Genomic DNA, 11,316 nt, shown 5'->3' on the forward strand with positions numbered 1-11,316 from the left:
GCAGGAAAGCATGCCGCTCCGCGGTCAGCTTCCTCGGGCCCTGAGCTTTGGTCCGGTTCTGACGGATCTGGAAGTCCATCGCAATCCCTTGTAGATCAAGGTGTTGCAACGACTCCTAGAACCCAAGAAGCGGACCGGCCCCTTTCGTCTGGTCTCAGCCTTGGAGCGAGGCGATGACGCCGTCCAGTTCGTCGGGTTTCACGAGCACGTCGCGGGCCTTCGTGCCCTCCGAGGGGCCCACCACGCCGCGCGTCTCCATGAGGTCCATGAGCCGCCCGGCCTTCGCGAACCCGACGCGCAGCTTGCGCTGCAGCATCGAGGTCGAACCGAACTGGGTGGTCACGACCTGCTCGATCGCCTGGATGAGCAGTTCGAGGTCGTCGCCGATGTCGGGGTCGATCTCCCGCGTCGAGCCCGGCGCGGCGGTGACCTCCTCGATGAACTGCGGTTCCATCTGCGACTTCACGTGCGCGACGACGGCTTCGATCTCGTCGTCCGAGACCCACGCGCCCTGGATGCGCTCGGGCTTGGACGCGCCCATCGGCAGGAACAGCCCGTCGCCGCGGCCGACGAGTTTCTCGGCGCCCGGCTGGTCGAGGATGACCCGCGAGTCGGCGAGCGACGACGTCGAGAACGCGAGCCGCGACGGCACGTTGGCCTTGATGAGACCGGTGACGACGTCGACCGATGGCCGCTGCGTGGCGAGCACCAGGTGGATGCCGGCCGCGCGCGCCAGCTGCGTGATGCGCACGACGGACTCCTCGACGTCCCTCGCCGCCACCATCATGAGGTCGGCGAGCTCGTCGACGATCACCAGCAGATACGGGTGCGGCCGCAGTTCGCGACCCGTGGCCGGATCGGTCTTCAGCTCCCCCGAGCGCACCTTGCGGTTGAAGTCGTCCACATGGCGCACACCGGCCTTCGCGAGGTCCTCGTAGCGCATGTCCATCTCCTTGACGACCCATTGGAGGGCGTCGGAGGCCTTCTTCGGGTTCGTCACGATGGGATGGACGAGGTGCGGAACGCCCTCGTAGTTGGTCAGCTCGACCCGCTTGGGGTCGATGAGCAGCAGCCGCACCTGCTCAGGCGTGGCCCGGACCAGCATCGACACCAGCAAGGTATTGATGAGACTCGATTTACCAGAGCCCGTGGCTCCGGCCACGAGCAAATGCGGGGTCTTCGTCAGGTTGGTGAGGACGTAGCCGCCCTCGACGTCCTTGCCGAGGCCCACGATCATCGGGTGCGGGTCGGACTGTGCCAGCGGCGAGCGGAGCACGTCACCGAGCGCGACGTCGTCGCGGTCGGTGTTCGGGATCTCGACGCCGACGGCGCTCTTCCCCGGGATCGGGTTGATGATCCGGATGTCGGAGCTCTTGACGGCGTAGGCGATGTTCTTCGACAGCTGGATGATCCGCTCGACCTTGACCGCCGGGCCGAGTTCGACCTCGTAGCGGGTGACCGTGGGACCGCGAGTGAAGCCGGTGACAGCAGCGTCCACCTGGAACTGCGCGAACACCTCCTGTAGAGCGGCGATGACCGAGTCGTTGGCCTTCGAGCGCTTCTTGGCGGTCGGACCGGTCGGGAGCAGCTCCATCGACGGGAGCCGGTAGTCGCCGTCCATGGCCGCGCCGCCGTCCGAAAGGGTCGGCTGCTCGATCCGCTTGGGCGGCGGCGAGTGCTTCGGCGGCTCGCGCACCGGCTCCGGTTCGGCGATCGGCGATGAATCGCGGGCCGACACGTGCTCCGAGTTGAGCTCCGGCACCTCCTCCGGCGCGAGCCGCGGCAGCACGGTCGTCGGGTGGTGGGCCCGGCGGGCCTCCTCCTCCTTGAGCCGCTTCGCCTCGCGGCTCTCGGCGCGCGTCTTGCGGGTGCTCGGCGCCTCGTCCTCGTCCTCGTCGTCCTCATAGGTGTCGACCTTGCCCGTGGCGAGGTCCCAGAGGCGGCCGAGCTTGTACGGCACCTGGTTGAGCGGCGTCGCGGTCACCACCAGCACCCCGAAGAGCAGCAGCAGGATCAGCAGAGGGAAGGCGACGTACGCCGAGACGCCCAGCGCGAGGCCGCCGCCCACGAGCCAGCCGATCTGGCCGCCCGCGACCATCCGCTCGCCCATATCGGAGGGCAGGCCCGAGATCAGGTGCAGCAGACCGAGGCTCGAGAGCCAGATCGAGGTCCAGCCGACGAGCGAGCGGCCGTGGGTCTCCTCCTCCGGCGGCATCTGCCGCATCACGCGCAGTCCCCACAGGACCAGCAGCACCGGGAGCGCGCGGGTGGCCAGGCCCAGCATCCAGTCGAGGATGAACGCGAGGCGCTCGCCGATCGGGCCGGCGACGTCGAACCAGACCGCGCAGGCCAGGACGATGGCGATGGCGATGAGGAAGAGCCCGAGGCCGTCTCGACGGTGCGCGGGATCGATGTCGCGGGCCGTGGCGGCCTCCTTGCCGACTGAGCGGGCCATCCAGCCCGTGGAACGTGCGGTGCCGACCCAGAGTCCGCGCAGGCCGAGGCCGAGCGCCTCGAGCGGCCCGGGGACCGCGTCCATGCCCCTGCGCTTCGCGGCGGTCTTCTTGACAGCGCGTTTGGCGGTGGACGTCCTCTTTGAGCTCTGTTTGGCGGCCGCCTTCTTGGTGGTTCGCTTCGCCGCCTTTCGGGCGGCGGGCTTCGCAGGCGATTTGGCGGCGGCGGGCTTGCGGCGCGCCGCGGGTGCACTGCTCTTGCGGGCCGCGCCCCCCTTGCGGGCGGCGCCACCCGAACTGCCGCTCGTCCTGGCCATCATGCCCCATACGTTACCGCCCTCATGCCGAGCGGAGTCGGCCCGAAGGCAACCATGAAAACGGTTAATGTGACGCCATGTCGAAAACGATTCTGGTGACCGGCGCGGGCCGCGGGCTCGGCCGGACCCTGGCCGAACAGCTCACCGCACGCGGCGACAAAGTGATCGCGCACGCGCGCAGCGAGTCCGCGCTGGACGGTGTGCCGCACGACCGGAGGCTCGTGTTCGACCTGGCCGAACCGGCCGCGATCGCCGACGCGGTGGCCGCGCTCGGGCTCGAACGGCTCGACGGGGTGATCCACAATGCCGGTGTCGTCCACATCGGCGCCGTCGCCGAGCAGTCGCTGGAGTGGTGGCGGCAGACCCTCACCGTCAACGTGACGGCCCCGGCCGAGCTGACCCGGGCACTGCTCCCGGCGCTGCGCGCCGCACGCGGCCACGTCGTCTTCGTCAACTCGGGCGCAGGGATCAACGCCGGGCCGAAGTGGAGCTCGTACGCCGCGAGCAAGCACGCGCTTCGCGCGCTCGCGGATTCGCTGCGCGGCGAGGAGCGGCCGAACGGCGTACGGGTCACGAGCGTGTACCCCTCGCATTTCGCCACCGACATGCAGCGCAGTGTGCGCGAGCAGTACGACGCGGACTACGACCCGGCGCGCGCCACGAGCCCGGCATCGATCGCGACGACCATCGTCGACCTGCTCGACACCCCTGATGACATGGTCATCAACGAACTCCGCATCGAGCCGCCGAACCCGCTCCCGATCCGCGCCCGAACCTGACCGAGCTCGGCCCGCCGGTCTGGCCCCGGCGTGTACCTCAATCCCGGTCAGCGGCAACCCGAACAGCGGCGGGGCCACGCCCGAACGGGCGCGGCCCCGCCGCTTTGGTTCACCTCAAACCTCGAGACTGCGCCTCTCGGGTCCTCTCAAACCTCGAGACTGCGCCTCTCGCGCCCTCTCAAACCTCGAGACTGCGCCTCTCGCGTCCTCTCATACTTCGAGGACGTGCGGCACGATCATCGGGCGGCGGCGGTAGGTGTCGTTGACCCACTTGCCGACCGTGCGCCGCAGGATCTGCTGGAGCTGGTGCGGGTCGGTGATGCCGTCCACGGCGGCGCGCTCCATGGCGTCGTCGATGAGCGGCAGGACCCCGTCGAAGGCCTTGGGATCCTCGGAGAAGCCCTTGGCCGAGACGGTGGGGCCGCCGACGACCTTGCCGTTCTCGGAGTCGATGACCACCGTGGCCGCGATGAAGCCGCCGTCGCCGAGCATCCGGCGCTCGCTGAGCACGGGCTCGCCGACGTCGCCCACGGAGAGACCGTCCACATAGATCAGGTTGTTCGGGACGTGCCCGACGAGGCGGGCGCGGCCGTCGATCAGGTCGACGACGTCGCCGTTCTCGATGACGATGACCTGGTCGGCAGGGACGCCGGACTCGATCGCGAGGCGCGCGTGCGCCTGCAGGTGCCGGGCCTCGCCGTGGACCGGGATCATGTTGGAGGGCTTGACGACGTTGAGCACGTACAGCAGCTCGCCCGCCGGGGCGTGGCCGGAGACGTGGACCTTCGCGACGTCCTTGTGGATCACCGTGGCGCCGGTGCGCGCGAGGCGGTTGATGACCCCGTACACGGCGGTCTCGTTGCCGGGCACGAGCGACGAGGCGAGGATGATCGTGTCCTCGGGCTCGACGGCGATGTGCCGGTGGTCGCCGGAGGCCATGCGGCCCAGGGCGCTCATCGGCTCGCCCTGCGAGCCGGTGGACATGTAGACGATCTCGTCGGCGGGCAGGCGCACGGCCTCGTCCATGCTGACGAGGAGCCCCTCAGGGACGTGCATGAGCCCGAGGTCGCGGGCGATCGCCATGTTGCGCACCATCGAGCGGCCCACGAAGGCGACCTTGCGGCCGTGCGCGTAGGCGGCGTCCAGGACCTGCTGCACACGGTGCACGTGGCTGGCGAAGGACGCGACGATGATGCGGCCCTTGACGTCTTCGAAGAGCCGGTCGAGCACGGGCCCGATCTGCCGCTCGGAGGTCACGAAGCCGGGGATCTCGGCGTTCGTGGAGTCCGAGAGGAGCAGGTCGACGCCCTGGTCGCCGAGCCGCGCGAAACCGGCGAGGTCGGTGATGCGCCCGTCCAGCGGGAGCTGGTCCATCTTGAAGTCGCCGGTGTGGAGCACCAGGCCGGCCTCGGTGCGGATCGCGACGGCGAGCGCGTCGGGGATCGAGTGGTTGACGGCGAGGAACTCGCAGCCGAACGGCCCGAGCTGCAGCGTCTCGTTCTCGGCGACGACCACCCCGACGGGCTTGATGCGGCGCTCGCGGAGCTTGGCCTCCACCAGCGCGACGGAGAACTTGGAGCCGACGACCGGGATGTCGTTCTTGTGCTCGAGGAGGTAGGGGATCGCGCCGATGTGGTCCTCGTGGCCGTGCGTGACGACGATGGCCTCGATGTCGTCGAGGCGGTCGAGGATCTGCGTGAAGTCCGGCAGGATCAGGTCGACGCCGGGCTGGTCGACGTCGGGGAAGAGCACCCCGCAGTCGACGATGAGCAGGCGCCCGTCGTATTCGAAGAGCGTCATGTTGCGGCCGATGGCGCCGAGTCCGCCGAGCGGGATGACGCGGAGCGCCCCGTCGGGGAGGGCGCCGGGGGCGCCGAGGTTCGTGGGTCGAGTCAGGCCCATCAGGCCTCCTTCAGGTCGGCGAGGGCGGCGGCGATGCGGGCGGTGAGCTCCGCGTCGGCGGGGACGTGCGGCAGGCGCGGTTCGCCGCCGGGCAGTCCCTGGGTGGCGAGGGCGGCCTTGACGCCGACGAGGCCGGGGCCTGCGAAGAGCGCGTCGGTGATCGGCAGGAGCCGGTCGTTGATGGCGGCCGCTGCGGCGGTGTCGCCGTCGTCGAAGGCGTCGAACATGGCGTTGAGCTGGCGGCCGATGAGGTGGGCGGTCACGGAGACGATGCCGACCTGGCCTGTGGCGTAGGCGGGGAGGTTGATCTCGTCGACGCCGCAGTAGACGGCCAGGCCGGTGGCGAGGCGGATTCGCTGTCCCCTGATGACATCGCCCGTCGCGTCCTTCACGGCGATGATGCGCTCGTGCCGGGCGAGGCGCGCGTAGCTCGCGTCGGAGATGCCGATGACGGAGCGCGGGGGGATGTCGTAGAGCATGACCGGCAGGTCGGCGGCGTCGGCGATGGCCTCGAAGTGGGCGACGACGCCGTCTTGGGTGGGCTTGTTGTAGTAGGGGGTGACGAGGAGGAGCCCGTGGGCGCCGGCCTTCGCGGCCTCCTGGGCGATCCGCACCGAGTGGCGGGTGTCGTAGGTGGAGGCGCCGGCGATGACGTGGGCGCGGTCGCCGACGGTGTCGAGGACGGTCTCGAGGACCTGGGTCTTCTCGGCGTCGGTGGTGGTGGGGGATTCGCCGGTGGTGCCGTTGACGACGAGGCCCTCGCAGCCCTGCTCGTCGACGAGGTGTCGGGCGAGGGCGGCGGTGCCCTGGACGTCGAGCTCGCCCGAGGGCGTGAACGGCGTGATCATGGCCGCGAGTGTTCGCCCGAAGGGGCGGGTTGCGTTGCGCATGTTGCTTTCACCAATGCTGGTTCCGGCGGCCGGGGCGCCTGCGTCCGGCCGCTCGCTGCGTTTTGTAACTGTCTCAAGTTTTTCCCTCGCACCGCCTCGAATCGGCATTCGCGGCGAAGCCTGCGGGCCGTGCGTCGGCTCGCTGGCGATCATTGTGAACCGTGAACCGGTCCTCTGGGCGACGCTTGCGAGCCGTGATCTGGCGGAGCGGGGGAATTGCCCGCGGCTCTAGCCCTCGGTGACGTAGGGGCTGGAGGCGACCTCGGTGCCGTCGTCGAGCTTCGTGATCTGGAAGTCGGCGAAGACGTTGGCGGCCTTCTCTTTGAGCTGCTTGAGGCATTCGATGGCCAGCGCCCGGATCTCGACGTCGGCGTGCTCGGAGGCGCGCATGGCGATGAAGTGCCGCCAGGCGCGGTAGTTGCCGGTCACGACGATGCGGGTCTCGGTGGCGTTGGGGAGTACTGAACGCGCCGCTTGGCGCGCTTGCTTTCGGCGCAGCGTGGGGTTGGCGACGTCGGCGAACTGCTTCTCGAGTCCTTCGAGGAGGTCGTTGTAGGCGCTCTGGGCGGCTTCGGCGGCGGCGAGGAAGCGCTGGTGGAGTTCGGGGTCGCTGGCGATGACCTCGGGTTCGACCATGGCGGCGTCGCGTTCGGGGACGTAGCGCTGGGAGAGCTGGGAGTACGAGAAGTGGCGGTGGCGGATCAGCTCGTGGGTGAGCGAGCGGGAGATGCCGCTGAGGTAGAAGCTGACCGTGCCGTGCTCGAGGACGGAGAGGTGTCCGACCTGGAGGATGTGCTCGAGGTAGCCGGCGTTGGTGGCGGTCTTGGGGTTGGGCTTGGTCCAGGACTGGTAGCAGGCGCGTCCGGCGAATTCTGCGAGGGCTTGGCCGCCGTCGGCGTCCGTCTCCCAGGGGACGTCGGCCGGGGACTCGAAGTGCGTCCAGGCGATGAGTCGGACGTCCATCGGTACGATTTCGGGCATCCCCGCTCCCCCTCGTTTCGTGTTCGGTGCCTGTTATTGCTGGTTCTCGACTCCCTGAGGGTACTCGGCTGCGGAGTGTGATCCGACGCGCGCCCGGCTTCGGCGGGTGTCACGGGAGCGTGCGGGTGGGAGTGGTGGTTCGAATCGCACTGTCTGGATCCATGACGCCGGTTGACAGACGTCAGAAATGATGTCATCATGGTGTCATGGACTTGACGCCGTATATCGAATCGCTCCGCCGGAGCCTCACCGCCGCCGCCGCGCCCGGTGGCGAGGAAGCCGCGCGGACCGCTGAACTGCTGTCCGAGGCGCTGGACGCGGGGGCTCGCCTGGCGCTCATGGAAGCCCTTTCGGAGGCCGCCGCGGAGATCACCGCCGGGCTCGACCAGGCCGGTTCCCCGGCGTCGGTCGATCTGCGCGTGCGCGGCCGGGAAGTGGACCTGCGGGTGAGCGGCGGCGAGACCGCCGAGGTCGCGCCGCCTCCGGCCCCGCCGGTGGACGACGACGTCGCCCGCATCACACTGCGTCTCCCGGAGTCGCTGAAGGACAACGTCGAAAAGGCCGCGTCCGCCGACGGCTACTCGGTCAACGCCTGGCTGGTGCGCGCGATCAACAACGCCGTCCACGCCTCGCGTACCTCGGGTCAGCCCGCCGGCGCGAAGTACAGCCAGCGCATCACCGGCTACGCCAGGGCTTAGAGGAGCACCGAGCATGAACGAGTACACCGAATTCACCCATGACGGTCCGATCACGGCGGCGATCACCCTCGCCGACGGCTCGGTCACCGTCACCTCCCACGAGCTCGACACGGTGCTCGTGGAGATCAAGCCCGCGCAGCGCCGCTCCGAGGGGGACGCCGACGCCGCCGACCTGGCGCGCGTCGAGTTCGAGAACGGACACCTGCGGGTGGTGGCGCCCGAGAAGCCGCAGAACTGGTTCTTCCGCAAGGAGATCGGCGTTCACCTCGCGGTGAAGGTGCCGGTTCGCTCGGAAGTCTCGGTGAAGACCACTTCGGCGCCGATCAGCCTGCACGGCAAGCTCGGCGCGGTCTCGATCAACACGGTCGCCGGTTCGGCGACGGTGGAGAGCGCGACCAGTGTCCGCGCGAACACCGTCTCGGGTTCGATCAGCGTCATCGAGGCGGTCGAGGACTTCCGCGCCAACACCGCTTCGGGCCAGGTGCGGGCCGACCACGTCGGCGGGGACTTCTCCGCGAAGACGGTGGCCGGTTCGATCTCGGCCGAGCGGGTCGACTCGAACGCGAACGTGAACACGCTGTCGGGCGGGATCGAGCTCAGCGCGCTCCGGTCCGGTTCGGTCAAGGCGAACACGGTCTCGGGCCGCATCAGCCTCGGCGTGGTCCCGGGCACGGACATCTGGGTCGACCTCGACGCGAAGGCGGGCTCGGTCACCTCCGAGCTGGCGACGGGCGACACCTCGCCGGCGCCTTCGAGCACCGGCACGAGCCTCGAAGTGCGGGCCCGCTCGGTCTCGGGCGACATCTACCTGCACCGTGCGAACGCCTACGCGTAACGCTTGCACCCGACACCCGAGTGAGGGCCCGATCGCCTCGGCGGTCGGGTCTTTGTCATACGTAGAAGAACGTGAACGGTTCCCAGGGCAGGTTGCGGGCGATGAAGAAGACGCCCCAGACGATGAGGAACGTGGAGAGCGCGCTGGGCGCGAGGTGGAAGGTGGGGAGCCGCCAGGTGCGGCGCGGGGCCAGGCGCGGCAGGGCCCAGGCGAGGTAGAGCCAGACGATGAACGGGGCGGCGAACACGGCCATGAGGTGGTGCCGTGCGGCCTCGGGCAGGTTCATGGTGACGAGGTAGTAGAACGCGCGGGTGCCGCCGCAGCCGGGGCAGTCGAAGCCGGTGGCGATCTTGAACAGGCACGTGCTCGGGCCGGTGTTGTCGGTCGGGTTCGTGGCGACGATCCCGGCCGCGGCGGCCGAGAAGCAGCCGAGGATCGCGAGCGGCGCGAACGCGGGGTGCCCGATCACGCCGGCGACCCAGCGCTGAACCGGATTGCCGCGCTTGGGTTCCGGCGGAGCCTGGCCGGGCTCCGACGCCAGAGTGGCCTCATCGACTGCGCACACATCGCCTCCTCCCTGACAGCCTAACGGGAGGAGTCGAGCGGGCGGGTCCGGCGGGCAGGATGCGAGGCCCGGGGCTCGTTCGCAGGGCCCCCAATAGAAGGGTGGCCGCCGGGTACGACGATACGCACTCGCCGAGTCGGTCGAAACCGCCGAATCGGCGCTTTTTCGGGCCTAGGCTCTGGACATGCTGGGTCTGCAAACTCGCCGCGTGCTCCTCGCCGCCGCCGCGCTCGGACTGCTCGTCGCCACTTCAGGGTGCCTCCGGCTCGACCTCGGCCTCCAGGTCCGGCCCGACGACACCGTGGGCGGCGCCTTCACCGCCGCCTGGAGCGACGATTTCGTCGCGCGGGCGGCCGACGAGGGTCTCGACCAGGCGCAGCTCGACGCGTTCCTCGACGCCCTGCTCGACGGCGTGCCCGGCACCGAGCGCAGCCGCTACGACGAAGACGGCTACAGCGGCTACACCGCGACCTTCACCGACCGCCCGCTCGCCGACTTCGCCGAGTTCGGCGGCGACGACTGGGGCTACCTGCACCTCAACCACACCGGCCGCGAGTACGCCCTCGAAAGCCACTGGGACCTGCGCGCCGCCGGGTTCCTGGACCCCGCCGCCTTCGAGGACGCCGAGATCCTCCTCAGCGTCGACTTCCCCGCCCGCGTCACCGAGCACAACGGAACCCTCGAAGGCCGCACCGTCACCTGGACCATGACCCCCGGCGACGAGTACGACCTCACCGCCACCGCCGTCGAGAACGACGGCGTCGCCTTCCTCATCGCAGGAATCGCGTTCACGCTGGTCGTGTGCGGGCTCCTGTGGCTGTGGCAGTGGCGGCGTTTGCGCCGCTTCTCGGTCGGCAACCCGTCGGCTTGAGCCGTTAGCTCCAGCACAAACGGTAGCCGTCTCACATGCGGCCCGTATTCTGGTGAGCCTGCCCAGAGCGACGAACCCATGACACCAGCGGGGAGGGCCGGTGACTCAGTACGAGTCGAAGAGCAAGGGGCACAAGCACCATGACCCCAGCATGGAACTGAGCATCGGCCAAGTCCTCGCCGCGGCGGGAGCAACGGTCCTCGGCGCGGTCCTCGCCAAACTCCTCGGCCTCTGGGGCACCCTCGCCGGAACCGCCGTCCTCAGTGTCTGCTCCTCCATCGGCGCCGTCCTCATCCTCCGGGCCATGCGCCGCACCGGCGAGAAGATCAAGGAGCAGATCACCGCGCTCGCGCCGGTCGCCAAGGGCAAGGCCCGGGCGGTGACCGTGGAGCTCGACCCCGACACCGTCACGGCCACCGCGAAGATCCCCGGCACCGAGCGGACCCGAGCGCTCGCGGACGACACGGTCGTCATCGGGGGCGCCGCGGCGGACACCGACGAAATCGTCGTCGCCGCCGAGCCCTCCCCCGAAGGCCACGTCACGAAGACCCAGTCCAACAAGCGGACCCTCGTCGCCATCCTCGTCTCCAGCGTCCTGGTCTTCGCCCTCACCGTCAGTGCCCTCTACCTCCTCGGCGCTCTCACCGGCGAACCCGACCGGTTCATCACCAACAACCCGCAGACGATCCTCACCCAGGCACCCGTCGAGAGCGACACCCCCGAGGGCACTTCGACCACTGAGGCGCCCACCGAGTCCGCGACGCCGAGCGAGCCGGCCACCTCCGAAGCGCCCACCGAGAGCACCTCCCCCACCGAGTCCGCGACCACCGAGACGCCGAGCCAGTCCCCCACCCCCGACACCCCGACCGGCACCGATGGCACCGGGGAGAGCGCCAGCCCGACCCCACAGGACGGCACCCTCACCGAGAGCCCCGCCGCCGAGTGACCGGCGAACGAAGCGGAAGGCCCCGCCGATTCGGCGGGGCCTTCCGCGGCGGTCGCCGTGCTGTCGCGCAGAAGCCCGG

At 69.7% G+C, this 11,316-nt stretch carries 10 protein-coding genes; 5 read left to right on the top strand and 5 right to left on the bottom strand.

Features of this window, described 5'->3' with window-relative positions; translation table 11 throughout:
* Positions 1-154: 154 nt before the first annotated feature.
* Positions 155-2,773 carry a DNA translocase FtsK gene (locus tag JHY01_RS13365; RefSeq protein WP_240192741.1) on the bottom strand — a complete coding sequence of 873 codons (2,619 nt, stop codon included), beginning with the start codon at positions 2,771-2,773 and terminating at the stop codon, positions 155-157.
* 74 nt (positions 2,774-2,847) lie between these two features.
* Between JHY01_RS13365 and JHY01_RS13370 the strand changes: the two genes are divergently transcribed.
* Positions 2,848-3,549: an SDR family oxidoreductase gene (locus tag JHY01_RS13370; RefSeq protein ID WP_205326151.1), complete on the top strand. Its 702-nt coding sequence runs from the start codon at positions 2,848-2,850 to the stop codon at positions 3,547-3,549.
* Between the two features lie 210 nt (positions 3,550-3,759).
* Here the strand turns inward: JHY01_RS13370 and JHY01_RS13375 are convergent, their stop codons facing one another.
* The 3 genes from JHY01_RS13375 to thyX form a co-directional block, all read right to left on the bottom strand.
* On the bottom strand, positions 3,760-5,451 hold the full coding sequence (locus JHY01_RS13375; RefSeq protein WP_205326152.1) for a ribonuclease J: 1,692 nt from the start codon (positions 5,449-5,451) through the stop codon (positions 3,760-3,762).
* The gene (gene dapA / locus JHY01_RS13380; protein WP_205326153.1) at positions 5,451-6,341 is read right to left on the bottom strand and encodes a 4-hydroxy-tetrahydrodipicolinate synthase; all 891 of its coding nucleotides are present in this window, start codon (positions 6,339-6,341) and stop codon (positions 5,451-5,453) included. The genes JHY01_RS13375 and dapA overlap by 1 nt, the downstream gene beginning before the upstream one ends.
* A gap of 228 nt (positions 6,342-6,569) precedes the next feature.
* A complete protein-coding gene (gene thyX / locus JHY01_RS13385; protein WP_205326154.1) occupies positions 6,570-7,322 on the bottom strand; it encodes an FAD-dependent thymidylate synthase in 753 nt (250 codons plus the stop codon).
* 206 nt (positions 7,323-7,528) lie between these two features.
* On the opposite strand from thyX, the gene JHY01_RS13390 reads away from it, so the two are divergent.
* Together JHY01_RS13390 and JHY01_RS13395 are read left to right on the top strand one after the other, a co-directional pair.
* The gene (locus tag JHY01_RS13390) at positions 7,529-8,020 is read left to right on the top strand and encodes a hypothetical protein (RefSeq protein WP_205326155.1); all 492 of its coding nucleotides are present in this window, start codon (positions 7,529-7,531) and stop codon (positions 8,018-8,020) included.
* Positions 8,021-8,033: 13 nt separating this feature from the next.
* Positions 8,034-8,855, top strand: coding sequence for a DUF4097 family beta strand repeat-containing protein (locus tag JHY01_RS13395; protein WP_205326156.1), 822 nt, complete (start codon positions 8,034-8,036; stop codon positions 8,853-8,855).
* A gap of 55 nt (positions 8,856-8,910) precedes the next feature.
* Here the strand turns inward: JHY01_RS13395 and JHY01_RS27755 are convergent, their stop codons facing one another.
* On the bottom strand, positions 8,911-9,420 hold the full coding sequence (locus JHY01_RS27755; RefSeq protein ID WP_205326157.1) for a DUF2752 domain-containing protein: 510 nt from the start codon (positions 9,418-9,420) through the stop codon (positions 8,911-8,913).
* Positions 9,421-9,604: 184 nt separating this feature from the next.
* Between JHY01_RS27755 and JHY01_RS13405 the strand changes: the two genes are divergently transcribed.
* Entirely contained in the window at positions 9,605-10,291 is a 687-nt protein-coding gene (locus JHY01_RS13405) for a hypothetical protein (protein WP_205326158.1), read from the top strand.
* Between the two features lie 100 nt (positions 10,292-10,391).
* Positions 10,392-11,237 (top strand): hypothetical protein, encoded by an 846-nt coding sequence (locus tag JHY01_RS13410; protein ID WP_205326159.1) that lies wholly within the window; start codon positions 10,392-10,394, stop codon positions 11,235-11,237.
* The last annotated feature ends 79 nt before the right edge of the window (positions 11,238-11,316 follow it).

Origin of the sequence: Glycomyces sp. YM15 (assembly GCF_016918015.1) — a bacterium.
Lineage (GTDB): Bacteria > Actinomycetota > Actinomycetes > Mycobacteriales > Micromonosporaceae > Glycomyces.

Bases quoted from the DNA above. Each gene is read 5' to 3' on its own strand.
- JHY01_RS13375 (WP_205326152.1), bottom strand. From the start codon at position 5,451: ATGGGCCTGACTCGACCCACGAACCTCGGCGCCCCCGGCGCCCTCCCC.
- JHY01_RS13395 (WP_205326156.1), top strand. From the start codon at position 8,034: ATGAACGAGTACACCGAATTCACCCATGACGGTCCGATCACGGCGGCG.
- thyX (WP_205326154.1), bottom strand. From the start codon at position 7,322: ATGCCCGAAATCGTACCGATGGACGTCCGACTCATCGCCTGGACGCAC.
- JHY01_RS13405 (WP_205326158.1), top strand. From the start codon at position 9,605: ATGCTGGGTCTGCAAACTCGCCGCGTGCTCCTCGCCGCCGCCGCGCTC.
- JHY01_RS13390 (WP_205326155.1), top strand. From the start codon at position 7,529: ATGGACTTGACGCCGTATATCGAATCGCTCCGCCGGAGCCTCACCGCC.
- JHY01_RS13365 (WP_240192741.1), bottom strand. From the start codon at position 2,773: ATGATGGCCAGGACGAGCGGCAGTTCGGGTGGCGCCGCCCGCAAGGGG.
- JHY01_RS13370 (WP_205326151.1), top strand. From the start codon at position 2,848: ATGTCGAAAACGATTCTGGTGACCGGCGCGGGCCGCGGGCTCGGCCGG.
- dapA (WP_205326153.1), bottom strand. From the start codon at position 6,341: ATGCGCAACGCAACCCGCCCCTTCGGGCGAACACTCGCGGCCATGATC.